This window comes from Amycolatopsis sp. NPDC114503, from assembly GCF_055633655.1.
Genome location: NZ_JBVKDT010000002.1, coordinates 965,202 through 990,113 on the forward strand (window position 1 = coordinate 965,202; position 24,912 = coordinate 990,113).

At 69.7% G+C, this 24,912-nt stretch carries 26 protein-coding genes; 18 read left to right on the forward strand and 8 right to left on the reverse strand.

The features are described 5' to 3' along the window. Nucleotides 1-94: 94 nt before the first annotated feature. The 5 genes from ACZ7OI_RS12240 (at nt 95) to ACZ7OI_RS12260 (ending at nt 3,421) form a co-directional block, all read left to right on the forward strand. Nucleotides 95-847, forward strand: a complete 753-nt coding sequence (locus ACZ7OI_RS12240) for a hypothetical protein (protein ID WP_470264220.1) — start codon at nt 95-97, stop codon at nt 845-847. Nucleotides 848-1,016: 169 nt separating this feature from the next. After that, nucleotides 1,017-1,751: a hypothetical protein gene (locus ACZ7OI_RS12245; RefSeq protein WP_470264221.1), complete on the forward strand. Its 735-nt coding sequence runs from the start codon at nt 1,017-1,019 to the stop codon at nt 1,749-1,751. A gap of 40 nt (nt 1,752-1,791) precedes the next feature. Then, complete coding sequence (locus tag ACZ7OI_RS12250; RefSeq protein WP_470264222.1) at nt 1,792-2,517, forward strand: maleate cis-trans isomerase family protein; 726 nt, start codon at nt 1,792-1,794, stop codon at nt 2,515-2,517. A gap of 53 nt (nt 2,518-2,570) precedes the next feature. Continuing rightward, nucleotides 2,571-2,933: a VOC family protein gene (locus ACZ7OI_RS12255; protein WP_470264223.1), complete on the forward strand. Its 363-nt coding sequence runs from the start codon at nt 2,571-2,573 to the stop codon at nt 2,931-2,933. 32 nt (nt 2,934-2,965) lie between these two features. After that, entirely contained in the window at nt 2,966-3,421 is a 456-nt protein-coding gene (locus tag ACZ7OI_RS12260; protein WP_470264224.1) for a MarR family winged helix-turn-helix transcriptional regulator, read from the forward strand. Here ACZ7OI_RS12260 and ACZ7OI_RS12265 read toward each other — a convergent pair whose 3' ends face one another. Continuing rightward, on the reverse strand, nt 3,422-3,868 hold the full coding sequence (locus ACZ7OI_RS12265; protein ID WP_470264225.1) for a hypothetical protein: 447 nt from the start codon (nt 3,866-3,868) through the stop codon (nt 3,422-3,424). It abuts the gene before it with no gap. Nucleotides 3,869-4,083: 215 nt separating this feature from the next. On the opposite strand from ACZ7OI_RS12265, the gene lexA reads away from it, so the two are divergent. Then, nucleotides 4,084-4,737, forward strand: coding sequence for a transcriptional repressor LexA (gene lexA, locus ACZ7OI_RS12270; protein WP_470264226.1), 654 nt, complete (start codon nt 4,084-4,086; stop codon nt 4,735-4,737). A 55-nt stretch (nt 4,738-4,792) separates the two neighbouring features. On the opposite strand, the gene ACZ7OI_RS12275 is transcribed toward lexA, so the two are convergent. From ACZ7OI_RS12275 to ACZ7OI_RS12290, 4 genes are all read right to left on the reverse strand, one after another. Beyond that, nucleotides 4,793-6,052 (reverse strand): Bcr/CflA family multidrug efflux MFS transporter, encoded by a 1,260-nt coding sequence (locus ACZ7OI_RS12275; RefSeq protein ID WP_470264227.1) that lies wholly within the window; start codon nt 6,050-6,052, stop codon nt 4,793-4,795. 104 nt (nt 6,053-6,156) lie between these two features. After that, complete coding sequence (locus ACZ7OI_RS12280) at nt 6,157-9,294, reverse strand: GH92 family glycosyl hydrolase (protein ID WP_470264228.1); 3,138 nt, start codon at nt 9,292-9,294, stop codon at nt 6,157-6,159. Between the two features lie 121 nt (nt 9,295-9,415). Continuing rightward, entirely contained in the window at nt 9,416-10,093 is a 678-nt protein-coding gene (locus tag ACZ7OI_RS12285; RefSeq protein ID WP_470264229.1) for a phosphotransferase family protein, read from the reverse strand. A 201-nt stretch (nt 10,094-10,294) separates the two neighbouring features. Next, nucleotides 10,295-10,483 carry a hypothetical protein gene (locus tag ACZ7OI_RS12290; RefSeq protein ID WP_470264230.1) on the reverse strand — a complete coding sequence of 63 codons (189 nt, stop codon included), beginning with the start codon at nt 10,481-10,483 and terminating at the stop codon, nt 10,295-10,297. Nucleotides 10,484-10,864: 381 nt separating this feature from the next. Here ACZ7OI_RS12290 and ACZ7OI_RS12295 point away from each other — a divergent pair, with 381 nt between their 5' ends. The 6 genes from ACZ7OI_RS12295 (at nt 10,865) to ACZ7OI_RS12320 (ending at nt 15,703) form a co-directional block, all read left to right on the forward strand. Continuing rightward, on the forward strand, nt 10,865-12,115 hold the full coding sequence (locus ACZ7OI_RS12295; protein ID WP_470264231.1) for a helix-turn-helix domain-containing protein: 1,251 nt from the start codon (nt 10,865-10,867) through the stop codon (nt 12,113-12,115). 30 nt (nt 12,116-12,145) lie between these two features. Then, nucleotides 12,146-12,484 carry a hypothetical protein gene (locus tag ACZ7OI_RS12300; protein ID WP_470264232.1) on the forward strand — a complete coding sequence of 113 codons (339 nt, stop codon included), beginning with the start codon at nt 12,146-12,148 and terminating at the stop codon, nt 12,482-12,484. 57 nt (nt 12,485-12,541) lie between these two features. Further along, the gene (locus ACZ7OI_RS12305) at nt 12,542-12,850 is read left to right on the forward strand and encodes a cupin domain-containing protein (RefSeq protein ID WP_116205631.1); all 309 of its coding nucleotides are present in this window, start codon (nt 12,542-12,544) and stop codon (nt 12,848-12,850) included. A 79-nt stretch (nt 12,851-12,929) separates the two neighbouring features. Next, the gene (locus ACZ7OI_RS12310; RefSeq protein ID WP_470264233.1) at nt 12,930-13,757 is read left to right on the forward strand and encodes a peptidoglycan-binding domain-containing protein; all 828 of its coding nucleotides are present in this window, start codon (nt 12,930-12,932) and stop codon (nt 13,755-13,757) included. Nucleotides 13,758-13,815: 58 nt separating this feature from the next. Then, the gene (locus tag ACZ7OI_RS12315; RefSeq protein ID WP_470264234.1) at nt 13,816-14,634 is read left to right on the forward strand and encodes an LLM class flavin-dependent oxidoreductase; all 819 of its coding nucleotides are present in this window, start codon (nt 13,816-13,818) and stop codon (nt 14,632-14,634) included. Nucleotides 14,635-14,680: 46 nt separating this feature from the next. After that, entirely contained in the window at nt 14,681-15,703 is a 1,023-nt protein-coding gene (locus tag ACZ7OI_RS12320; RefSeq protein WP_470264235.1) for an NADPH:quinone reductase, read from the forward strand. Here the strand turns inward: ACZ7OI_RS12320 and ACZ7OI_RS12325 are convergent. After that, nucleotides 15,696-16,556, reverse strand: a complete 861-nt coding sequence (locus tag ACZ7OI_RS12325; RefSeq protein ID WP_470264236.1) for an SDR family NAD(P)-dependent oxidoreductase — start codon at nt 16,554-16,556, stop codon at nt 15,696-15,698. The two genes, ACZ7OI_RS12320 and ACZ7OI_RS12325, sit on opposite strands and share 8 nt — an antisense overlap. A 67-nt stretch (nt 16,557-16,623) precedes the next feature. Here ACZ7OI_RS12325 and ACZ7OI_RS12330 point away from each other — a divergent pair, with 67 nt between their 5' ends. Continuing rightward, entirely contained in the window at nt 16,624-17,196 is a 573-nt protein-coding gene (locus tag ACZ7OI_RS12330; protein WP_470264237.1) for a TetR/AcrR family transcriptional regulator, read from the forward strand. Between the two features lie 38 nt (nt 17,197-17,234). Here the strand turns inward: ACZ7OI_RS12330 and ACZ7OI_RS12335 are convergent, their stop codons facing one another. Beyond that, entirely contained in the window at nt 17,235-17,804 is a 570-nt protein-coding gene (locus tag ACZ7OI_RS12335) for a TetR/AcrR family transcriptional regulator (RefSeq protein WP_470264238.1), read from the reverse strand. Nucleotides 17,805-17,889: 85 nt separating this feature from the next. Here ACZ7OI_RS12335 and ACZ7OI_RS12340 point away from each other — a divergent pair, with 85 nt between their 5' ends. Further along, a complete protein-coding gene (locus tag ACZ7OI_RS12340; protein ID WP_470264239.1) occupies nt 17,890-18,807 on the forward strand; it encodes an NADP-dependent oxidoreductase in 918 nt (305 codons plus the stop codon). Between the two features lie 386 nt (nt 18,808-19,193). Continuing rightward, nucleotides 19,194-19,622 carry a DoxX family protein gene (locus ACZ7OI_RS12345; protein ID WP_470264240.1) on the forward strand — a complete coding sequence of 143 codons (429 nt, stop codon included), beginning with the start codon at nt 19,194-19,196 and terminating at the stop codon, nt 19,620-19,622. A gap of 7 nt (nt 19,623-19,629) precedes the next feature. Here ACZ7OI_RS12345 and ACZ7OI_RS12350 read toward each other — a convergent pair whose 3' ends face one another. Then, entirely contained in the window at nt 19,630-20,664 is a 1,035-nt protein-coding gene (locus tag ACZ7OI_RS12350; protein ID WP_470264241.1) for a LacI family DNA-binding transcriptional regulator, read from the reverse strand. A 118-nt stretch (nt 20,665-20,782) separates the two neighbouring features. On the opposite strand from ACZ7OI_RS12350, the gene ACZ7OI_RS12355 reads away from it, so the two are divergent. The 3 genes from ACZ7OI_RS12355 to ACZ7OI_RS12365 are packed head-to-tail and all read left to right on the forward strand — an operon-like array spanning nt 20,783 to nt 24,893. After that, nucleotides 20,783-22,219: a purine-cytosine permease family protein gene (locus ACZ7OI_RS12355; protein WP_470264242.1), complete on the forward strand. Its 1,437-nt coding sequence runs from the start codon at nt 20,783-20,785 to the stop codon at nt 22,217-22,219. A 20-nt stretch (nt 22,220-22,239) separates the two neighbouring features. Then, a complete protein-coding gene (locus tag ACZ7OI_RS12360) occupies nt 22,240-23,304 on the forward strand; it encodes a C45 family autoproteolytic acyltransferase/hydolase (protein ID WP_470264243.1) in 1,065 nt (354 codons plus the stop codon). Continuing rightward, on the forward strand, nt 23,301-24,893 hold the full coding sequence (locus ACZ7OI_RS12365) for an amidohydrolase (protein ID WP_470264244.1): 1,593 nt from the start codon (nt 23,301-23,303) through the stop codon (nt 24,891-24,893). Before ACZ7OI_RS12360 ends, ACZ7OI_RS12365 begins: the two co-directional genes overlap by 4 nt. Nucleotides 24,894-24,912: the final 19 nt, after the last annotated feature.

Here is a 24,912-nt window from a genome sequence, read left to right on the forward strand (position 1 = left end):
ATGACGGAATCGGGCAAGCCGTAACAAACCTCCGGACCGGGCGATAACCGGATGAGCCCGGGGGTGTCCTGGGCCTGTCCCGAACGGAAATCGCATGATTCGCCCGGTCTCGAACCGTCTCCTCCTGCGCTGCGGCGCCGTCGCGGCCGCCGCCGCGCTCGCGTGCACCGCCTGCTCCGGCTCCGGCGGAAACGCCGCGCAGCCGCCCGCCGCCGCCAGCCCGGCCGCGAGCTCGCCGGCCGCGCCGTCCGCCGCCCCGCCCGACGCCGCGACCGTCGGCGAAACCGTCAAGGCCGCGATGAAGAAGTCGACCGCGGTCCACGTCAAGGGCTCGAAGAGCGAAGACGGCAAGATGAAGGTCGACATGCAGTTCAACAAGGACAGCGTGAGCGGCTCGATCGAGAAGGACGGCGTCGAGGTCCCGGTGCGGCGCGTCGGCGACAAGGTCTGGATGCGGTTCAGCAAGTCGCTGACCAAGGAGGCCCGCCTGCCCGCCGAGGCCGCCGCGATGGTGAACGACAAGTGGGTGTCGCTCGACTCCCAGCTCGGCCAGGGCCTCGGCGAGGCCTTCAAGCTGTTCCTGGACTACGACGTCTTCGTCGGTTCCATGGCCGACGACGCCGCCAAGCCCGGCTACTCCGCGGGCGAACCCGCCGACGTCGCGGGCGCCCCGGCGCTGCGGTACAAGAACGGCAGCCGGACGATCTTCCTCGAGGCTGCCGGCTCGCACCGCTTGCTGCGGCTGGAATCCCCGTCGGAAGGCACCATGGAGTTCAGCGGCTGGGACCAGCCCGTCCCGGCCCAGGCCCCGCCCGCCGCGGAGATCTACTCCGGCCCCGGCTCCTGATCGGACGGCCTCGCGTTCCCGCGCCGCTCGGGAGCGCGAGGCCTTCGTCCACTGTGGACCACGCGGCACGAATCCATGACGGGAACCGGCGCGCCGTAACGGACCGCCGGACCAGGCGATAAGCGGATGCGCCCGGGGGTGTCCCGGGCCTGTCCCGAACGGAAACCGCATGATTCGCCCGGTCCACAAACGTTTTCTCCTGCGCTGCGGCGCAATCGCAGCTGTGCTCGTGTGCGCCGCCTGCTCCGGCTCCGGCGGCGCTCCCGCCCCGTCGCTCGCCGGCTCGGCCGCGAGTTCGCCGGTCAAGCCGTTCGACGCGCCGCCCGACGCCGCGACGGTCGGCGACACCGTCGCGGACGAGCTGGGCATGGCCAGGGCTGTCCACGTCAAGGGCACGAGCGCCGAGGGCATCACGGTCGACCTGCAGCTCAACCACGACAGTGCGGGCGGCTCGATCGAGAAGGACGGCGCGGCGGTGTCGCTCGTGCGAGTCGGCGACAAGATGTGGATCAAAGTCACCGACGCGCTGGCCAAGATCGCCGGACTGCCCGCCGGAGCCCTGTCGAAGATGGACGGCAAGTGGTTGTCGGTGGACGCTCCGCTGATGCACGGTCGCGGCGCGAAATTGAAGCGCCTCCTGGACTGCGATGCCTTCCTCGGCGCCGCCACCGACGATCTCGGCCAGCCCGGTTACTCCGCGGGCGAACCCGTCGACCTGGCGGGCACTCCGGCGGTGCGGTACCGGAACGGCAGCAAGACGATCTACCTCGGGCGCTTCGGAACGACCTACTCCCTGATGCGGTACGAGTCCCCGAAGGACGGCGCGATGGACCTCGACTTGGGCGAGCCCCGCCCGGCCCAGGCCCCGCCCGCCGCGGAGATCTACTCCGGTCCCGGCTCCTGAAGTTCTGCCGCCGAAGCGAACGAGTGCGACACTGCCCGAGATGATCGGTCTGCTGTATCCCACTCGCGATTGCGCCGAAGACGACTTCACCGCACTGGCCGGATGCCTGGACGCCCGGCCAGGCGTGGAGTTCGCCTACGTGCCCTGGGCCCGCCGCACCGTCGAGCGGGAGAACGTCCAGGCCGCCGTGCGCGAGCTGAGCGAACCGGACCGGCTGGTCCAGGCTGCGGCGGCCTTCACGACGTCCCCGCGGGTGGTCAGCTGGGCGTGCACGAGCTGCAGCTTCCTCGACGGCGTCGCCGTGGCCAAGACGCAGACCGACGCGCTGACGAAGGCGCTGGACGTCCCGGCGAGCAGCACGTCGCTGGCGTTCCTCGCGGCGGCGCACCGGCTCGGGCTGGAGCGAGTCGCGCTCGCCTCGGTGTACGCGCCCGAAATCACCGACGAGTTCGCGGCGTTCCTGGCCGAGGAAGACATCGCCACCGTGCACGCCGTGTCGGCCGACGCCGGTTCGGACCGCGACCTGGCCGCCTGGGACAGCGACCGCATCCGGGGCCTCGTCGATTCCGCGGGCTCCTCGGACGCCCAAGCCGTCCTGGTCCCGGAGACCGCCCTGCACACCGCGCCGCTGCTCGCCGAACTCGAAAAGCGCGCGGGCAAGCCCGTGCTCACCGCTACCCAAGTGACGCTCTGGCACTGCCTCACCCTGCTCGGCCGACCGGCCGCCGGACCCGGTCTCGGCGCCCTTCTCGCCCACCCGCACTGATGTCCACTATGGACAGATGAGTACCCGGGCCGGATCGCGGGTAGCCACCGGTCATGAGCAGCCACCTGATCGCCGTCGCCGTCGACTGCCGAGACGCCGAGGCGCTCGCCGAATTCTGGCGGGAAGCGCTGGGCTATCCGCCCGCCGAGAAGTGGCCGGACAGCCACGGGCTCGGCTACGTCGAGCTGAAAGCCCCGGACCGGCCGTCGCTGCTGTTCCAGCCGGTGCCCGAGGGGAAGACGGTCAAGAACCGGCTGCACCTTGACATCGCGCCGGATACGGTGGAACAGCGCGACGAGGTGGCCCGCCTCGTGACGCTCGGCGCGAAAGTCGTGGAAGATCCGGAAAACGACCACTGGATCGTGCTGAAAGACCCTGAAGACAACGAATTCTGCGTGCTGCCCCGGCGGTCCTGACCCGTATCCGGCCGGGGGCTACGATCTTCGCCGTGCCCGACTCCCGAGTGCCCGCCCGTCCCGACCTCGGGATGCTCGCCGGGCGGTTGCTGTTCGCGGTGCAGCGGGAACTGTTCACCGAGCTGGCCGCCGAAGGCTTCGGCGACCTGAGCCCCCGGCACGGCGCGGTGCTCGCCTACCTCGGCCCGGACGGTGCGCGCGCGACGGAGCTGTCCCGGCTGTCCGGACGGCGCAAGCAGGTCATCGGCACGATGGTCGACGAACTCGAAACGCTCGGCTACGTCGAACGCCGCCCCGACCCGGCCGACCGGCGCGCGAAACTCGTCTGCCCGACCGAACGCGGACAGGCCATGATCGCGGCCTCGGCCCGCGTTCTCGCCGGGATCGAGGACCGGCACGCGCAGCGGCTCGGACGGGGCGAGTACGCGGAGTTCAAGCGGGTGCTCGCCGAGGTCACCGACGAGCAGCGGCATTTCGCCGGGCAGTGATCACTGGCCCGGCCAGTTCTGCTGCGGCGGACCTGAGGCAGGCCATTGCCCCGGCATCGGCTGCTGAGGATAAGGCTGCTGCTGCGGGTACTGCTGCGGCATTCCCGGAGCGCCGTACTGCGGCGGATACTGCGGCAGAACCGGCCCCGGCTGCGGATACGGCTGTCCTGGGTACTGCTCCCCCATCGGAACCTGTCCCGGATACTGCGGCATCCCCGGAACCGGTGCCCCGTAAGGCATTCCGTATCCCGCGGGCGGAGGCGTCTTCGCCGACACCCCGGGCAGCCACAGCACCGCCGCCAGGACAGTCATCACGCCGAACGCGGCGCTGTCCCACCAGGAATGGAACAAGATCACCAGGACGAGCGCGCACAGCAGCTGCACCGGCGCGGCCCAGAGCAATATCCGCCCGATCGGCTGCCGCCGCGCGAAGATCATCCCCCACATGCCGCGTAAACCTCCAGCAGCGCGAGGAACACCGCCACCGCGATGCCGATTCCCGTCACCTTCGGCCGCACCACCGGCTGAGTCATCCCCGGTCCCCTCCGTCACCCTCCGGAGGGAATACTCTGCCAAGCGCATCCACAGTCCACAGTGGAACAACTGCCGGAACAACGCCCCCGGTCCCCGCGACCGGCCCGGACGCCCTCTACGATCGGCCCGTGACCGCCTACGACGACGTCTTCGACCACCTCGACGCTTCGGCCCTGCCCGAGCGGCAGCAGCACATCCTCGCCACCATCCGGGACTGGGTGGGCCAGCACGGGTACTCGCCGAGCACGCGCGAGATCGGCGAAGCGGTCGGATTGCGGTCGACGTCCTCGGTCTCGAAGCATCTCGCCGCACTGGAGGACAAGGGTTTCCTGCGCCGCAGCTCGACGATGTCGCGGCCGATCGACGTGCGCGCCTTCCTCCGCGACATCCCCTCGCGCGACGGCGGCGACTCCGTGCCGGTGCCGGTGGTCGGCGACATCGCGGCCGGCACGCCGATCTCCGCGATGGAGCACGTGGACGACGTCATGCAGCTGCCGCGCGGGCTCACCGGCCGCGGCACCGTTTTCGGGCTTCGCGTGCGCGGCGATTCGATGGTCGACGCGGCGATCTGCGACGGCGACATCGTGGTGGTGAAGCAGCAGCCCGAGGCGCATTCGGGGCAGATCGTCGCCGCGATGATCGACGAGGAGGCGACGGTCAAGGTCTACCGCCGCCGCAACGGGCACGTTTACCTCGAGCCCCGCAACCCGGCCTACGACGTGATCGACGGCGACCGGGCCACGGTGCTCGGCGTGGTCGTCTCGGTGCTCCGCAGCATGTGACCGCGTGAGCGGCGACGCCGGGAAACCGGCATCGCCGCTCACGAGCCCCCCGGCCCTAGTCGACCGCCACCGGCACCCGGACGTCGACCGTTTCGTCCTGCTCGGCCGCCCGGCCCTGCCACGGCCGCGCGATCAGCCACAGCACCAGCCCGGACACCACCAGCCCGCCGAACATCACCGTGGCCATCGCGGCCGCGTTGTTGCCCAGCAGGCCGACCACCGGCGACACCGCCGCGCCGACGCCGAACTGCACCGCGCCCAGCAGCGACGCCGCCGTTCCGGCGTTGTTCCCGTGCGCGTCGAGCGCGACCGCGGGCGCGTTCGGCAGGATCAGCCCGGCGAAGAACAGCACCGCCCACACCGGCACCGCGACGCCGAACATGCCGCCGAAGCCGGTCAGCGCGGTCGCCAGCAGCACCGCCGCCGAGGCCGCCGCGGCAACGCTCGCCGCGAGCAGCACCTGGTGCGGTTCGAACCGGTTCATCAGCCGGGCGTTGATCTGCGTCGCGGCGATCAGCCACACCGCGCTCGCCCCGAACATCAGGCCGAACTGCTGCTGGTCCAGCCCGAACTGCTGCTGGAACACGAACGACCCGCCGCTGACGAACGCGAACAGCCCGGCCATCGCGAACCCGGCCACCAGGACCAGCCCGACGAACGAGCGGTCGGCGAACAGGCTCCGGTAGGACCGCACGGTCGACCGGAACCGGAACGGCTGCCGCCGCGCCGGCGGCAGCGTCTCCGGCAGCACGAGCGCCGCCGCGACCCCGCTCGCCAGCCCGATCGCGGCGAGCGCCACGAACACCCCGCGCCAGTGCGTCCACGCCAGCAGCGCGCTGCCGAGCGTCGGCGCCAGAACCGGGGAAACGCCCATCACCAGGATGAGCTTGGACAGCAGTTTCGCCGCGGCGCGATCGGTGTAGAGATCGCGCACCACGGCCAGCGCCAGCACCGCGCCGGCCGAGGCGCCCAGCCCCTGCAGCACGCGGGCCGCGCTCAGCAGCTCGACCGTCGGAGCCACCAAGCACAGCAGCGACGCGAGCACGTGGATCGCACTTCCCGCGACGAGCGGGATGCGCCGCCCCATCGCGTCCGAAAGCGGGCCGGCGATCAGCTGGCCGAGCCCGAGCCCCAGCACCGTTCCGGTGAGGGTCAGCTGGATCGTCGACTCCGTCGTCGACAGTTCGCGGGTGATGTCCGGCAGGGCCGGCAGATACATGTCGATGGACAGCGGCCCCAGTGCCACCAGAACGCCCAGCACGAGCACCAGCTTCAGCTGGCTCCCGGCGGTCGGCGCTTCGCGTGTTTCGTTCACGCCACTCCCCTTCGTCGTGAGCACTTGAGCACCTACGAAGAAGACGGCCGAGAAATTCCGGAACCCGCGAATAGATCACACCGTGGGAATCCTGCTTGACAAGCTCACCCGAGGCCGAGGGCGAAAACGTGGAGGTCCGGATCGGCCGGAAGCGTCACCGTCGCGATCTTCTTGCCTGCCGGGATTTCCAGCGGCGCGGTGGCATAAACCGAGGCGCCGATTCCCTGGCCGCCAGGCTGATTCCGGTGCGCGGTACGGGCCACGAGCGTATTGCCGAACACTGGTTCGGTATTTCCTCCCGGCAACACCCAGTCACCGAACGAAAGATCGGCGGTCGCGGTCGTGCCGTCGGTGAACGCCACGGTCGCGCTCCCCCGGTGGTCGCCGTTCGTCGCGGAGCCGACGAAAAGCAGGCGACTGGCTGAAGTTCCACCTAGATCGAGCTTCTGCCCGGACGCCACCGCGTTGTCCGGGCGACCGGACGGCGCAGCGGGCCACACGAACGTCGTACCCGCTGCGTGTCCGGTCGAGCCCGGAGCGAGACCGGCGTCGGACAGCGCTTTCCGGGAATAGCTGTTTCCGGCGCCGTCGAAATTCGCCGAACCGCCGTCGCCGTCATCCGAAATCCCGACATTGCCGAACGAGCCGGCCAGGCTTCCCTTCGGCGCGACCAACACAATTACCGAGGAAGAAACCGAATGTCCGGCTCCGCGCAACATTACGGGCACTTCGTAGTAACCCGCCTTCGTTCCCGCCGCAGCCGTCACGGTCAGTTCGGTTTTCCCGCTTCCGGTGCGGTCGTCGAGCCACACCGAGCGCGAGCCGGACACGCTGATCCCGGCCGGCGCCGACGTCGCGATGTTCAGCGAGCGCAGGTGTCCGCCAAGCCGCTGGCCGTTCACCGCGACGGTGCCGGAGCCGCCCGGTTCGACGGTGACCTGGTTGGCCACCGAGGCGACGTACGGCTCCTCACCGTCCCGATAGGACGGTGGCTGCGTGTTCGCGGCCCAGTTCCGGTCCGGCTGCGCGGACAGCGCGAAATCGAGCCGCCCGCCGTTGCGCGCCAGATCCCGCGGCAGCGACGTCCGATCCCACTGGTGCCCGTCGAGCGCCAGACCGTGGACGTACTGCGTGGTCGTCGACGCGCCCGGCGCGCGAAGGTCCAGGGTGCGGCCGCCCGGCAGCGTCAGCACCGCGCGCTCGAACAGCGGGCTGTGCACGGTGAGATCCGGCGTGCCCGGAGTCGACGGGTACAGCCCCAGCGCGGCCCAGACGTACCAGGACGACTGCGCGCCGAGGTCGTCGTTGCCGGGTTCGCCGTCCGGGGTCGCGCTGAACAGCGTGGTCGCGATCCGGCGCACCACCTCCTGCGTCTTCCACGGCTGGCCGACGTGGTTGTACAGCCAGGGCACGCCGAAGTCGGGCTCGTTGCCCGCCCACATGTACGGCTCGTTCGGGCCGACGTTGAGCTTCTGGAAGAACGTGTCGAGCCGCGCGGACACCGCGGCCGGACCTCCCATCGCGGTCACCAGCCCGGCCGTGTCCTGCGGCACGAGCCAGGTGTACTGCGCGGCGTTGCCCTCGTCGAAGCCGTCCTGGCCGAAGGTGCCGGGCGCGGGCGGCTGGTACGCAGGACCGTCCGGGAAGCGTCCGTCCTGGCCGCGCGGCTGGAGGTAGCCGGTGGCCGGGTTGAACAGGTGCTGCCAGTTCTGACCGCGTTTCGCGAAGTCGCGGGCGACGCCGCGGTCGCCGATCGCGCCCGCGAACTGCGAGATGGCGAAGTCGTCGATCGCCCATTCCAGCGTGATCGAGGCGCCGACGCGCGCGTGGTCGCCTCGGGAGGCGTCGTTGTTCGGCAGATAGCCGCGCGCGAGATAGTCCGCGATCCCCCGGCGTTCCTGGTACGCGCCCGGCGTTTCGTCCACCGAGGTCGCGCCCTTGACCAGGTACTTCAGCGCGGTCTTGACGTCGAAGTCGCGCGCGCCGAAGGCGTAGAGGCTGGACAGCAGCGCGACCGAGCTGTCGCCGGTCATCTGCCCGGTGTAGCCGTTGGCCATCGGCCAGCGCGGCCACCAGCCGCCCTGGACCGCGTCGTTGGTCAGCGACTGCGCCATGTCGCTGGCTTCCTTCGGGAAGAGCATGCCGTGCAAGGGCGCGAGCGAGCGATAGGTATCCCAGTCGGAGAAGTTGGCATAGTGCGAATGCCCGGCCGGGAGCGTGCGGACTCGGTTGTCGAAGCCGAGGTAGCGGCCGTCGACGTCGTTGAACGTGTTGGGGTGCATCAGGCTGTGGTAGAGCGCGGTGTAGAACGTCTTGAGCTGCCCGGAATCCTTGCCCGCCACGCGAATCCGGCCGAGAGCGTCACCCCAGGCGTCTCTCGTGTTCTTGCGCATCGCGGAGAAGTCCCAGCCGGAGTCCATGTTCTTCTTCGCGCCCTGAACGTCCACATAGGACATCGACACCTTCGCGTGGACTGTGCCCGCGTCGCCGAACGTCAGGTACGCCCCGGCTTTCGGCGCGTCGACCTGATCGCTGCCCGGCTGGACGGTTTTGCCGTCCCAGGTGCCGTGCGCGGTGAACGGACGGTCGAAGACGATGTCGTAGTAGACGGTGTAGGTGTTCGGCTTCCCGCAGAAGTGGCCGGTCGTCGCCTGCCCGCTGACCTCACGGTCGCCGGTGATCCTGAGCCCGGCCGCGGAGTTGCCCGCGAGACTCGCGCCGCCCTTCACGAGCACCTGTGCGTTCTGTCCGGCGGGGAAGGCAAACGCCGCCAACCCGGTACGCGTGGTCGCCGTCAGCTCGGTACGCACGCCGGAATCGGGAAAAGTGACGGCGTAGTAGCCGGGTTCCGCCTGCTCTCCGTCGTGGGTGAACCGCTCCACGCGGTCCCACGGCTTCGCGCCGACGTCGCCGGTGACCGGCAGAATCGGGACGTCGCCGAACGCGTTGCAGCCGACCGACGCGTGGTCGAGGCTGAAGCCGCGGATCTTGTCGCTGTGGTACTGGTAGCCGGCATACGACCCGTCGGTGTCCGGCGAAAACTGCATCATCCCGAACGGCGCGGCCGGCCCGGGGAAGTTGTTGATCTCGCCGACCGAAGTGCCGCCGCGCCCGGTGCCGACGAGCGGATCGACGTACGCCGCCGGATCGCTTATGAGCGGCGTCTGCGGAGCGGCCGCCGCAACGGTTCCCGCTCCGACGACCGCCGCCGTCACCAACGCTGCCACGACTGAATACCGCACGCCGCCTCCCAGACCTCGTGTTGTCCGACCTTTCCGGCTGGCGGGCGGCGAGGTCAACCGGATGACAGAGATCTGGCCGGTTTTGTGCGGACAGACATCCGACAGGTTGCCCGGAAGGCGGTCACCGGGCCAGGCGATGCCGGACGTAGCGCCTGGCGACCTCGGTCAGCTGGGGAAAGGCATCCCGATACGTCCACATGCCCAGCACGAGCACGGAGAAGGCAGTGATTCCCTGGTCCGGGGCGCCGCGATAGGCCGGAATCCGCCGAGCCCACTCTTCGGCCTGCGCCGGGGTGTGGCCGTCCGCGACGAGCCGCAGGACCAGCGACGCCGCGTCGAGCCAAGGCGCGCCGAGGCTCGACCAGGCCCAGTCGACGACCCGAGCCCGGTCGGCTACGAGGATGTTCAGCGGATGAAGGTCGCCGTGCACAAGACTGTCTCCGCGCACCCAGTCGATCCCCTGGCGCTCCCACTCCACGAGTTCGTCCAGATGCCGCCGATCCCACCGGTCCAGTTTGTCGTCGGCCTGCTTCGACAGCCGCCGCCACGGACTCGACCAAGCCCACTGCTCGGAGGCGGACGGGAGGTCGAGCGAACATCGCGCCAGCGCTTGCGCCATCGTGACCGCGGTGTCGGCGACCATCGGGAGGTCGGGAGAGCCAGGCTCGAGGTTCGCGTGCCGTCCCGCGACATGTTCGAAGCCCAGCAAGGACCATCCGTCTGCTTCGGCTTCCCAGAGAAGGCGCGGAGCGACAGAATGCGGCAGGACCGGGTTCGCCTTGGCCTCGATCCGCTGCATCCGCTCACGGCGGGAGCTCTTCAGGACCCCCTTGACGAAGCAGCGTCCCCGTTCGGTCTGAAGCGTCGCCAGAAAGTCCGAGTTCCGTCCGTCGGACGGAGAAACGGAGCTCGAAACCTTTCCCGTTTCCTTCTCGACCGCCCGCCGCACCGTGGCAGGAATGTCCTCCCAGGCTTGGCTGGACATTGCCTTCCCTTCGCGTCAGCACGACGGCGGCGGCGGATCGTCGGTGCATCCGTTCTTGCACTGTGAGCACTTCGCGCACTTGGCGGCCGAAGTAAACCACAGCTCGGGATCCACGGCGAAACCTGCCGCCTGAATCGCGGACGTCGTGCGATTCATCTTCTCGGCGAGGACCGCGTCTCCGCCCCCGGCCTCGTCATCAGGCACGTGATGGATGAATCCTCCCGAGATCCGCTCGCAGAAATCCGCGTAGTCACGGGTATAAAGATGAACGCGTGCCACCCGATATCGACAATGTCGCTCGGAGCCAGCGGCCGGGCAGTCCGCGCACAGGCTGCGAGGAAAGCCAGCGCCTGGTCCATGACTCGCGTTGCATATTCACACGACCACGTGTTCTCTTTCGCGGTCCGGGCGACGAGACGAGCGAACAGCGCTTCCGGGACAAGCCCCTTGCAGGTGAGGTCGTCGACTGCGAAAGTCATGTTGTTTCCCCTCTGCTTCGAGACGACACGAGGGCGTCGCCCCTGACGTCTTTCCTGCACTCGGCCGCGACGTTACGACACGTCCCTCCCGGGAAGGGACAATAAAATGGCAACCCGAATAGAGCACTGGCCAAGCATCGGGAAATTGCGGAACGATACTCTGGTGGACTCTGGAATCGGTGGGCGGATCGCTGCGGCCCGGAAGCTTGCCGGCCTGACGCAGCATGCTCTGGCACGCAGGATCAGCTACAGCACGAGCATGCTCTCGAAGGTGGAACGCGAGGCGGAAGTCCCGACGCCCGAGTTCCTCGGACGGGTCGCCGGCTCCCTCGGAATCCGCGTCGAGAGGCTGGCCTGGAACAGATTCGAGTGGCAGCGGCAGGACGACGGACTCGCCGCCCGGCTGTCGCCTGTCCGTGCCGCGTTGGATCTGCTCGATCTCCCGCCGGACTCGGCTATCGCGCCGCGCCCGCTCGCCGTGCTTCAGGCCGATGTCCGGTATCTCAACCAGCTCGCGCAGGCCGCGCAGTACGAGCCGATGGTCGCACTGCTGCCCTCCCTCGTCACCGAGCTGCACATCGCCGCCGAGAGCTGTACCGGGCGAGACGGGCATGAAGCGTGGGCGCTCCTCGCACTGACGACTCGCTGCGGCCATTCGGCGGGGATCGCCGTCGGAGACAACATGCTGTCCGTGAACGCGCTCGGCAAAATGGATTGGGCCGCGCGGCAGGCCGGGGCTCGCGCGCCCGGCCTCCGCGCTGCCCGGGAATACCTGCGGGTGACCGCATGCCTTCGAGACGAGGACTATGAGACGTGCTGGCGGTTGAACAAGGCAGGCGCAGCGCTCCTGGACGACGCGGAGGACGCTCCGGGAGCACTGGTGGCTCGAGGACAGCTGCACCTCGGCGCGTCGGTGATCTCAGCTCGCACCGGGGACCGCGACGCCATGACGGGCCACCTCGAGGAAGCAGCCCGGATCGCCGCGCTGACGGGGGAAGAGCCGGAAACCTTCTGGCTCGGCTTCGGGCCCGCCAACGTTCAAGTCCACCGCGTGGTGACCTTCGGCGCTCTCGGCGAGCACAGCCTGGCTGTCGAAGCCGGCCGGGGGCTGCAGATCCCGACCGGATGGCTTCCCACCCGGATCGGGCATCACCATCTGGACATGGCCCGCGCGTACCGCTGGCTGAATCAACCGGAGAAAGCGCTGAAGCAGCTGCAACGCGCACGCACGGTCGCGCCGGGTCAAGCCCGGAGGCACCCGATGGCCCGCGAAACAGTCTCGGCGCTCGTCCGTTCCGCACGGCGGCAATCAGAGACGCTGACGAGCTACGCCGCGTGGCTCGGTTTGAAACTCTGAGACCTGCGATCTCCCGACAGATTCGATGCCATGGCGAAAGGCTTCGACGAGGCGATGCGCATGATGCGCAGCCGGGATCCGGAACGCGCCGAGGACGGCTTCGGGTTGCTGCGCGACCGCGCCGCCGAGTACCTCCCCGCGTTGATCGCGGAGTTCGAGGCCGAACGCGAACACCGCGGCCTGCGCAGCCGGCTGCTGGAACTCATCGGGACGGCCGAATCCCCCGAAGCGCTGCCGGTGCTCGCGGCCCAGCTCAACGGCACCGACGAATTGCTGCGCGACTGGGCAGTCATCGGGCTGAAGCGGCAGAACACCCGCGAAGCGCGAACGGAACTCTGGCGGGCCAGGGCCAACGGCACCATCGCCTAGCCGGGATCCGGCCGGTTTCGCCCCGGCAGCCTCTCCGGCGGGCTAACGTCCACGGACATGACTGAACCCGCCACCCGGGACGTCGAGGGCTACGAGGTCGGCTCCAGCGTCTCCGTCATCCGCGAGTACGCCACCGAGCCCGGCACCGGACCGCGGCTGCACCGGCACCCTTACCGCGAAACCTTCGTCATCCAGCGCGGGCGCGCGTTGTTCACGATCGGCGACGAGCAGCGCGAGGGCGTCGCCGGGGAGGTGCTCGTCGCGCCGCCGGACACGCCGCACAAGTTCGTTTCGCTCGGGCCCGAACCGTACGAGGCCGTGCACATCCACGAGAACGACCGGTTCGTCACCGAGTGGCTGGAGTGAGGTCAAGGCGCATTTGTACGTCCCGTGTATCCCGCTCGGCGATGCTCGGCCCGGACCGACCAGGACCGGGAGGACACGGATGCTCAGGAAACTCGCAGTGCTCACCGCCGGGGCCGCGGCGGCGGCCACGGTCGCCGTCGCCGCTCCGGGCGTAGCCGCGGCGCTGCCGGCGGCGAACATGGAGGCCGTGCTGCTGGCGGCCCAGATCGACCCGCAGCGCGCCGACAGCACTCAGACGCCGGGCGCGCACGACAGCGTCCTGCTGGTCGAGAAGGCGTTGCAGGCCAAGGGGCTGCTGGACGCCAAGTACGTCGACGGCTACTTCGGCACCACCACGATCGACGCCTACTCGAAGTACCAGAAGTCGCTGGGCTACACCGGAATCGACGCTTCCGGCCTGCCGGGCAAGACGTCGCTGGAGAAGCTCGGCGCCGGCAAGTACAGCGTGTCGAATCCGGTATCCGCGGGCAGCCACGTGACATATCACGGCGTCACGCTGAACACCCGCACCAAGGCGATGCTCCAGGCGGCGGAGAAGCTGTACGGCAAGGAGGTCGGCCTCACCCAGGGTTCGTACAACCCGGGCGGCGTCGGCGCGTCGGCCGGAACGCACGACGGCGGCGGCGCTTTCGACGTTTCGGTGGCGAACATGTCGTCGGCGACCCGCACCGAATTCGCCAAGGACCTCCGTAAAGTCGGGTTCGCGGCCTGGGTGCGCACGCCCGCGCAGGGCGACTGGGGCTACCACATCCACGCGATCGCGGTCAACGACCCGGACCTGTCCTCGGGCGCGCAGCACCAGGTCGGCGCCTACTACCTCGGGCAGAACGGACTGGCCGACCACGGCAAGGACGACGGCCCCGCGGTCAACCCGAAGCTGACCTGGGAGCAGTACCAGCGCGGCTGACTCAACCCGGCTGCCGCATTTGCTGGCGCGAGTGCGGCAGCCGTGGTTTTCTGGTGCCATGGCGGGAAAAACATTTCGGTTCGGAGTGGTCGCGGCGGCGCAGGAGGGCGGAGCGAAATGGCGCGAGACCGCCCGGCGGGCGGAGGACCTCGGCTACTCGACCCTGCTGTCTCCGGACAATCTCCATTTCCCCACCCCGACCGCTTCGCTGGCCATCGCCGCGGCGGTGACGACCGAACTGCGGGTCGGGACGTTCGTGTACGCCAGTCCGCTCCGCACGCCGCGCGCGGCCGCGTGGGAGGCGCACAGCCTCAGCGTGCTCACCGAACGCCGGTTCGAGATGGGGATCGGCACCGGGATCCCGCCGATGCGCGAAGCCGCCGCCGAACTGGGCCTGCCGTACGGCACCGGCCCGGAGCGGCTGGCCCAGGTGTCGGACACGATCTCGCACCTGCGCCGCCTCGACGGCGACGAGCACACACCGGTGATGGTCGCCGCGGGCGGGCCGAAAGCGCGCCGGCTGGCGGGTGAACGCGCGGATGTCGTCACCCTCTCCCACAGCCTCCTCGCGAGCCGGGCGGAGACCGCGGAGTGCACCGCCGAGGTCCGGGCCGCGGCCGGCGGCCGGGAGGTCGAGCTGGCGATGAACATTTTCGTCGTCGGCGAGGAAATCCCGCCGTGGATCCGCAATTTCATCGGGTACGACCTCGAAACCCTCGTCGAGCACGATTCGCTCACCCTCCTGCGCGGCGGCCCGGCCGCGATGGCCGAGGAGCTGGAGCGGCGGCGCGAGGAACTCGGGGTGTCGTACTACAGCGTCAACGGCGCTTTCCTCGAGGACTTCGCCCCGGTGATCGCGCGGCTCAGCGGCCGCTGACGCACGCGGCGGGAATAGCCGCGGCCGCCGGGGAATTGCACCGAGGGTGAAAGCTGTGACCTACCGCCAGTTCGGCGGCCCGGAAGTGCTGACGTTGTCCGAACTCGCCGTGCCCGAGCCGGGGCCGGGCGAGGTGCGCGTGCGGATCGCGGTGTCCGCGGTGAACCCGACCGACTGGAAGGCGCGTTCCGGCTCTCGTTTCGGCGTCGAGGCGGAGTTGTCCGTGCCCAACCAGGACGGAGCCGGCGTCGTGGACGCGATCGGCGCCGGGGTGGACGGATTCTCCGTGGGCGACCGGGTGTGGCTGCTGCTGGCCGCCGCGCACTCGCCGTTGTCCGGGACCGCGCAGGAGTACACCGTGCTTCCGGCGGACCGGCTCGTGCCGCTCCCCGACGGAGTCGGCTTCGACGAGGGCGCCGCTTTCGCGATCCCGGCACTCACCGCGCACCGCGCGCTCACCGTCGCGGAGGACGGACCGCAGCGGCTGGCGCCGAATGCGTTGGCCGGCAAGACTGTTCTGGTCAGCGGCGGCGCGGGCGCGGTCGGCAACGCCGCGATCCAGCTGGCGCGCTGGGCCGGAGCGACCGTGATCGCCACCGTCAGCACCGAGGACAAAGCCGCGCTCGCGCGCGGCGCCGGTGCTCAGCACGTCGTGCGGTACACCGAAGGAGACGTCGCCGCGGCGATCCGGGACATCGCGCCGGACGGCGTGGATGTGATCGTGGAGGTCGCCGTCGGCGTGAACGCTCCCCTGCACGCCGCGGTGCTCCGCCCGCGCGGGGTGGTCGCGGCCTACGGCGACGACCGCGGCACCGGGACCGTGACTGTCGACTTCGGACAGAACGTTTTCCTCAACAGCCGCTACCAATTCCTGGTGCTCTACACCGTCGGATTCGACCGCCTTCGCGCCGGTGCCGAAGACCTGAACGCCGCCCTGGTCGACGGCGGCCTCCGGCTCGGCCCCGATCACGGCCTGCCCGTGCACCGGTTCCCGCTGGCGGAAACCGCTCGCGCGCACGAGGCGTCGGAGAAGGGCGTCACCGGGAAGGTGCTGATCGACGTCAGCTGACCGCCGGCTCGACCCCGGTCAGTTCCGCGCTCGCCGCCCACAACCGGGCGGCGGCTTCGGCGTCCGCGTACGGCCCGCGCACCGGCTCCGGCCGAGGCCGTCCCTTGAGGCCGAACACGCGCGGACCCCAGATCTGACCACTGTGGACATCCGGGCCGACCGCCGCCCGCACCGCCGGCCGCGCGCCGCCGTCCTTGCCCTGCAAGGCGATTCGCGCGAGGCTCAGCTTGTGCTTCGTGCTGCGCACGTGCAGCGGCGGCCGGTCTGGAGTCAGACTGTCCAGCGCCCCGCCGGGATGTGCGACGACACTCAGCCTGCTGCTGCCCGCCGCCCTCAGCCGTCGATCCAGCTCCAGCGCGAACAGCGTTTGCGCGAGCTTCGACCGCTCGTAGGCAGTTTTCGGCTGGTAGTCGCGCGTGCTCTGCAGATCCTCGAAATCGAGCTTCGCTGATTTCGCCGCGAAACTCCCTGTCGTCACGATCCTCGCGCCCGGCTTGAGCTGATCCTGAAGCGCCGCAGTCAGCGCGAAGTGCCCGAGGTGATTGACCCCGAACGTCATCTCGTGCCCGTCCTCGGTCTCCCGCCGCTGCGGCCCGTCGAGATACACGCCCGCGTTCAGCACAACCGCCTCGAGTTCCCCGGCCTCGACCCCCTTCACCGAGGCCAAGTCCGCAAGGTCCAGCCGCACCCACGACACCCGCGCCCCCGGCACCCGCTCGCGAAGAACCATCAACGCGACCTCCGCCTTCGCCGAGTCTCGGCTGCCGAGCACCACCTCCGTACCTGCCTCGGCCAGCTGCTCCGCGACGAAGTAGCCGATCCCGGCATTGCCCCCGGTCACCAGCACCGCCATGACACCCTCCTAAAACTAAAGTGATTCCAACTTTAAACCCAATTCAGTTTTGGGTACAGTGGGGGTCGTGGTCAACACGGGACGGCGCGAACGCCGCAAGCTCGAAACCCGGCGCAGGCTGGACGAGGTCGCACTGCGGCTGTTCCTGGAGCACGGTTACGACGGGGTGACCGTCGCGCAGATCGCCGAGGAGGCCGACATCTCCGTCGCGACCCTCTTCGCCCACGTCCCGGACGGCAAAGACGCCCTGATCTTCGACGACGGTTCGGAACGCCGCGCCGGAATCGTCGCCGCGGTCCGCGACCGGGAAGAGCCGATTCTCGCCGCCCTGCACCGATTCTTCGCCGCCCGCGGCCCGTACTCAACGGACATCCCAGCCGAACACGCCCCGAAACGCGACCTGATCGTGCACACGCCCGCCCTGCGCGAGTACGCGCGGAAGCTGTGGCATTCCTGCGAACCCGACCTCACGGCTGCCCTGGCCGACGAGAGCGGCCTGTCGCCGGATGATCCAGCGGTGCGCGCGCTGGCGCGGTTCGTGCTGGAGATCCCGGATCTCACGGGCACCGCGCCGGATCCCGCTGCGGCGCTGGCGTCCGTGTTCTCACTGCTGGAATCCGGCTGGCCGCCGCAGTCTTGATTTGAGGCACCCCTGGCGTTCGATGCCGACCGGCATCCTCAGCAGGCGGCGCTGACCTCACGCACCTCGGCGAGCACCTGCCGCACCAAAGAACCGAACTCCTCGCCGCCGCTCGTGGCAATCCACTGGTCATGGGCAATCTCCCAGGCGAGCGCGCCCAGTTTTCCGGCCACCCGCGCGGTCCGCTCCGGAACACCGCGACGTTCGAGCGCTTCGATCATTGAACCGGTAAGACCGATCCTCTTCCGCGCCTCGCGTTCCCCCAGCTCCGGATTAGCGTCCAGCACGGCCTGACGCCGGGCGCTGAATTCGCGACGGTCGACCGTGAAAACCTCCCGGCCGAGCACGTCCAGCGCGTGCGCCACCGCCTCGAGCGGCCCGGCCGAGGACGGAGCCGCGGCGATCGCCTCGACCAGCAGGCCGGTCATCGCGCTTTCGCCGAAGAGCACCTCGCGCTTGTCCGGGAAATACCGGAAGAACGTGCTCTTGGTGAGACCCGCGCGCTCCGCGATCTCGATCACGGTCGTGTTCTCGTAGCCGCGTTCCTCGAACAGGTCGAGGGCCGCGGCGGCGAGCCGCCCTGGTGCGTCGGGTTGCCAGCGAGCCATGAGAGAAGTCTACGGGACTTGGTCCCGTCACTCGGGTACGGTTGATGAGACCAAGTCCCATCACTGCCCCGAGGAGTAGCACGAGATGAGCAAAGCTGTCCGCTACCGGCGATTCGGCGGTCTGGAAGCACTCGAACTGGAGGAGGTGCCCGAACCGCACGCCGGACCGGGCGAGGTTCGCGTCCGGGTCGCCGCCGCCGGGCTGAATCCGATGGACTGGCAGATCGCCGCCCAGCCCGAGATGGCGGCGCGGTTCGGCATCGCCCTGCCCGCCGGGTTCGGCAGCGACTTCGCCGGAGTAGTCGACGAGGTCGGAGACGGAGCCGCCGGATTCGCGGCGGGCGACCGGGTTTACGGGGGCGCGATTGGAAGATCCGTCGCCGATTTCGTCGTGGTCAAGACCCCAGCCACGACGCTGTGGCGCATTCCGGACGGCATCGGCGACGAGGTGGCGAGCACGCTTCCGGTCGCCGGACTGACGGCCTCCGCCGCGCTGGCCGCGATCGGGCTCCGCGCCGGAGACACCGTCCTGATCGGCGGGGCGGCGGGCGGCGTGGGCGTCTTCGCCGTGCAACTGGCGAAACTGGCGGGTGCCCGGGTGCTCGGCACCGCCTCCGAGCGCACGTTCGGCTTCCTGCGCGAACTCGGCGCCGAACCCGTGGCGTACGGCCCCGGCCTCGCGGCCCGAGTGCGAGCCTTGGCACCGGAAGGGATCACCGCGGCGACCGACCTGTTCGGCCGGGAAACAGCCGAGACCGCACTCGAACTCGGCGTGCCGCCCGAGCGGATCTCCACCGTCGCCGACGGTCCCGCCCTTCCGGGCGTGCGCGCGACGGGTGCGTTCGACGCGGAGTCCGGCGCCCTCGAACGGATCACCGATGCGATCAGTTCCGGCGGACTCACCGTGCCGATCGCGGCGACCTTCCCAGTCGAGCAGATCCGCGAAGCCGTGACGATGCAGGCCGGGCGGCACGTCCACGGCAAGATCGTCATCGCGCTGTGAACCGGTAAAGGGAGCACCGAATCCGAAAACCAGGTCCGGACCTGGTTTTCGGGCCGCCGCTCCCCCGTGGCCCTGAAACCGCTTTGCCCGCCGCGGAATCCGCGCGCCGCGGCTTCGTCTCGCCTGCCGCCGCCCGTCCGGCAGATGCCGGAAACCCCGTTGCTCCCAACGGACCTGCTCCTTCCCCGAACCGGACGTCACCCCGTTCCCCGACCCTTACCACACCCCCTGAATCAGGCGAAACCTGACTTTCGCAGGTATCGCCGAGACTCCGGTCACCGGTATACCTGACACCGGTCCAGGAAAGGTCTGGACCACTCTGCGGACTGGTCATGGTGTCCGAACGGACGTCGCCGTCCGCCTGAGTCGTCCTATGTGGAGGCATCATGCACCGGCTGGACGCGGCACAGGATTACGCGCTCGGTTTGTTCCGCATCGTCGTCGGGTTCCTTTTCGCCTGCCACGGCGTGAAATCGCTGTTCGGAGTGTTCGGCGCGCACGGCGCGGCACAGGTGGGCTCCTGGCCGGGCTGGTGGGCCGCGCTCATCCAGCTCGTCGCCGGCGGGCTCGTGCTGCTCGGCGTCGCCACCCGGATCGCGGCCCTGATCGGGTCCGGTTCGATGGCGTACGCCTACTTCTCCGTCCATGTGTCACAAGGGCTTTTCCCCATCGAGAACGGCGGCGAAGCGGCCGCGATGTTCTGCTGGGCGCTGCTGCTGCTCGCGTTCACCGGCCCCGGCCGGCTCGCGCTCAGCGGAGCGCTCACGGCGATGCGGCCGCGCGACTCGCGCGTCGGAGCGGTCCCGCACGCCTGACGCACGACTAGACAGCCGCTTGTCCCCGGGTCGATCCGCGCACTACCAGTTCGTACTCCGCCGGCCCGGGGACAAGCGGTTTTTCAACGCCCTCAATGCGATCGGCGAGCACCGCGACCGCGGTGCGCGCCAATTGCACTGGACGCAAGTCCACTGAGGTGATCGGCGGGACCGACGAGCGGGTCTGCTCGGAATCCGATCCTCCCGCGATGAGCAGGTCTCCCGGCACCGCAAGCCCTCGAGCCCGCGCGGCGGCCAGCACTCCGGCCGCGTGCCGTCCCGTCTGGCAGTAGACCGCGTCCGGCGGCGAGGCCAGTCCGAGCAGCTCCTCGCCCGCCGAAACTCCTCCCGCCTCGCCGGTGACCTCGGCCCGAGCCGCTACCAGCGGCTGCTGTCCGCGCTCTGAAGCCCAAGCCAGGTAAGCGCTTTCGGCGTCCCGGTTCCATTCGTTGGGGTCGGTGCCCAGCACCACCGCGACCCGCTTGCCGCCCGCCTCGGCCAAATGGTCCAGCACCTCGGTGACGACCTGTTTCGTGGCGAGGTCGAGGTAATCCTCCGACGGCGGGCGCAGCGGATCCCGGCCGACGCCGAGGAACGGCACGCAATCCCGCGTCAGCATCGTGATCAGCGGATCGTTCTCGACCGGTTCGGTGATCAGGAATCCGTCGCAGGCGAGCCCGACCGCCGAGGCGTCGGCGCGCGCCGGATCGGGCACCAGCATCAGCCCGTACCCGCGCTCGACCGCGGCCAGCGCGGCGGACCCGGCGAACCGCAGGAAGTAGTCGACGCCTTCCAGGAACGCGGTGTCCAGCGGATCGAGCGGCCGGACCACCAGCCCGAGCACCCCGAGCCTGCTGGAGCGCAGCCCGCGCGCGATCGCGTCCGGCCGGTAGCCCAGCTCGCGCGCTGCCTCCCGGACCTGCTCCGCGGTGCCGGGCGCGACTGTCCCGTTCCCGCTGAAGGCGTGCGACACCGTGGTCGCCGAAACCCCGGCGCGGCGGGCGACGTCCTTGATGGTCGCGCGCGTTCTTTTCCCGGCCATGACGCACGATCTTAACCTGGTCCAAATCGTTTTGGCACCTCCCGGAAACCGACCGTTGCCCAAATCGATTTGGGTCCTTACCGTGGCCCGGGTCACTTCCCCGGTCCGGAGGTTCGCCATGACCGCTCCCGCCACCCCGCCCGTGTCGCCCGGCACGGCCGCGCCGCCCCCGGCCCGCTCCGGGCGCGGCCCCCGGGTGGAAGCCCACGGCATCGACGTCATCGGCGACGACGAGCGGCACGGCCGGGCCCGCGACCTGTTCGGGGTGTGGGCCGCGCCCAACGTCAGCTACCTCAGCCTGGTCGTCGGCGGCGCGCTGGTGCTCAGCGGATTGAGCCTGCTGCAGGCACTCGCGGCGATCGTCGTGGGCAACCTGTGCTGGGTGCTGGTCGGCCTCGTCGCGGTCAGCGGCCCGGCGGCGGGCGCGCCGAGCGAGGTCATCATGCGGGCGATGTTCGGCACGCGCGGCAACCGCTTCGTGATCGGGCTCAACGGCTGGCTCGTTTCGGTCTGCTACGTGGCCTTGAGCTGGTCGGCGGCTTCGGTGACCGCGTTCAGCCTGTGCTCGCGGCTCGGCATCGAGCTGAACACCCTGGGCAAAGTCCTCGTGATCGTCGCGATCGCCGCCGCGACGCTGGCGATCAGCGTCTACGGCCACTCCGTGATCGTGCGCCTCTACCTGCCGCTCGCCATCGTGACGACCGCGGTTTTCCTGGTGCTGGGCGGTTTCCTGATCCGGCACACCGCGTGGAGCTACCAGCCCGCGACGCCGCTGCACGGCGTCGCGCTGTGGGCGGCGCTGGCCGGCGGCGTGGCGCTGGTCGCGTCCGCTTCGTTGTCCTACAACAACAGTGCGGACTTCGCGCGGTATCTTCCGCGCGACACCAAACCGTTCGCCGTCGCCGCCTGGACCGCCGCCGGAGCCTTCCTGCCGAGCATCGTGTTCACCGCGCTCGGTGCGTTCGCCGCGACCACTTTGGACATGAGCGACCCGCAAGCCGCGCTGGAATCCGTTCTGCCGCCGTGGTTTACGCCGATCTTCCTGATCGCGGTGATCCTCGGCGCGATCGCCAACAACGCGATGACCGTCTACAGCTCCGGCCTCGCACTGCAGGCGATCGGCGTCCGCCTGCGCCGTTCCCGCAGCGTCCTGCTCGACGGCACCGCCGGAGTGCTGCTCACGCTGTACGCCTTGCTCGTGTCGGATTTTCTCAAGGCAGTCAACGACATGATGCAGCTGATGGTCGTCGTGCTCGGCCCGATGATGGCGATCTACGCGACCGACCTTCTCCTTCGCCGCAACCGCTACGACGGCCACGCGCTCGCCGACGAACGCCGCGGCGGTCCGTTCTGGTACGTCGGCGGCGTGCACTGGCCCGGCATCGCGGCCCTTGTCCTCGGCGCGACCGCGTCGGCCTCCTGCCTCGCCGTTCCCGGGATGTACACCGGATTCGTGGCGAGCGCGGCCGGCGGGATCGACTTCTCGCTGCCGGCCGGAATGCTGCTCGCCGCCGCCGTCTACCTGCTCGCCGGCCGTCCCCGCGCCACGGCCTGACCTCGATCGCAAGGAACAGAATGCACCTGCTCGTCAACGACTCCGATCCGCACGCCCGCGGCGTTTCGCGCGGCACCCAGCTGCGAGCCGGCCTCGCCGACGCGCTGGAGCTGTACCTGCGCTGGTTCGACACCCTCGGCATTCCCGAACAGCAGATCCGGACCGACGCGCTCCGGTTGCTGGACAACGTCTCCGTGTGGCGAAGCTGCTACGCCGACGAAATCACTGGCATCGCCGCAGGCGCCGGAATCGAGCTGTGGCAAGCAGCAGCACTCAACGGACGGACCGAGATCATCGCCGCCGAGCCGCGCACGCAGCCGGAATGCTCGACCCTCGTGTGTGTTCCCGGCTCCAGTTCGCCGTTCGGAATCCAAACCTGGGACTGGCACACCGAACTGTCGAACTGCTGGCACACCCAGGAAGTACGCGGCACGCGATACGCCTTCGCCGGGATCACCGAACACGGCATCCTCGGCAAGATCGGCGTCAACAGCGCAGGTCTCGGCCTGTTCTTCACCATCCTCGGCCACCAGGACGATTCCGCCGCCGGTGTCCCGGTCCACGTGCTGGCCGCGGCTGTCCTCGGCGAGGCAGGCAGCACCGCCGAAGCACTCGACCTGCTTCGGACAGCCCCGATCCGCACCTCCGGAGCCTTCACGCTGCTCGATCCCGACTCCGCAGTCTGCGCCGAGCTGAGCCCGGCCGGAGTGACCACCCTCGACCCCGAAGCAGGTTTTCTGGTGCACACCAACCACTTCCTCGACTCTCACACCGCCGCCCGCGAGAAACCCGGACTGTTCGAACCGGATTCCCAGCTTCGGCACGCGCTGGTAACCGCCCGGCTGCAGGACTACCCGACGCCCACGCACGCCGTCGATCTCGTCGCCTTCCTTCGCTCCGGGCCAGGCGAACCGAAGCTGTGCTGCGTCCCGGATCCGGACGCCGCGTTCGGCGACCGGTGGGCGACCTTGGCCACCGTCCTGATCGAACCCGCCGCCCGCACCGTCCGGGTGCACGCGGGCAACCCGAACACCTTGACCGGCTGGCGCACGTTCGCCGCGGCGGAAACGGTGGTGGCCCGATGACCCCGGTGCACTACCGCGGCGGCCGGATCTTCACCGCGAGCGCGTCCGGATGGGCGGAATCCATGGTCGTGCGCGACGAAACCATCGAATACGTGGGCAGCACCGCGGAGGCCGACCAGATCGAGGCGCGAGTGGTCGAACTGGACGGAGCCTTCGTGCTGCCCGGTTTCGTCGACGCGCACACGCATCTGGTGTCGATGGGCGAAGCGCTGGAGCAAGTCGATCTGTTCTCCGCCACCTCCCCCGAAGACATCCAGCACCGGCTCGCCCGCGCCGCGGCGGACGATCCGGCGGCACCGCGAATCCTCGGCCGCAGCTGGCTTTTCGACGCACTCGGCGGCCAAGCTCCGCACCGGCGGCTGATCGACGCGGTGATCCCGGACAGGCCGGTCTACCTCGCCGCGAACGACGTCCACTCCGCGTGGGTCAACAGCGCCGCCTTGCGCGAGCTGGGCATCGACCGCGACACACCCGACCCGCTCGACGGGCGGATCGGCCGCGACGAGACCGGCGAACCGGACGGGATGCTGTACGAAACCGCTGCGCTGCAACTGATGCGGCACTTCCTCGACGACCAGACCAGCGACGCCGACCGCGACCGTGCGCTGGCATCCGCGTTCGCGCAATACCTCGCGGACGGCGTCACGACCGCTGTCGACATGGCGCTCACCGAGGCCGATCTCGCCACCCTGGAACGAGCCCTCGAAGGCGGGCGGCTTCCGATGCGCGTCGCCGGACACTGGCTGATCGAGCGCACCGGAAACACCCGGGACGATCTCCGGCAGGTCGAGCGCGCGGCCGAGCTGAGCGCGCGGCTGTCCGGGCCGTGGCTTCGGGTGGCCGGGATCAAGCTGATGGTCGACGGAGTCATCGACACCTGCACCGCGGCCATGAAAAAGCCGTTCGCCGACGGCAGTCACCCCGGACCGCTGTGGCCGTCGGAAGCGCTGGCCCCGGTCGTGGCGGCGGCGGACGCGGCGGGTCTGCAGGTCGCGATGCACGCCATCGGCGACGAAGCGTCGGACATCGCGCTGTCGGCGCTGGAGCACGCGATCGAGGTGAACGGACCGCGCGACCGGCGGCATCGGCTCGAACACCTGGAGACCGTGACCGCGGAAAACGTCAAACGGCTGGCCGGACTCGGTGCCGTCGCGTCGATGCAGCCGGTGCACGCCGACCCGGCGATCCAGGAAAACTGGCGCGCGAAACTGGGCGACGACCGGGTGCGGCGAGGCTTCCCGTGGCCGGAGATCACTTCCGCCGGCGGCGTCCTCGCGTTCGGCTCCGACGCCCCGACCGCGCCGCATCCGCCGCTGCCGAACATGTACATCGCGACGACCCGCCGGTCCGCGCTGAATCCTGACCTGGAACCCAACCTGCCGGAATTCGCCCTCCCCCTGGCCGAAGCCCTCGCCCACGGCACCCGCGATGCCGCGTACGCGTGCCGATGGGACGGGCTGACCGGTCAGCTCGCGCCGGGTTTGGCGGCGGATTTCGTCGTGCTGGATGTCGATCCGTTCGCCGAAGCGCCAGACGCTCTGCTACGGGCGAAGGTGCGGCAGACCTTCGTGGCGGGCAAATCCGTTTGACGCGTTCGCGCGGGCTGGG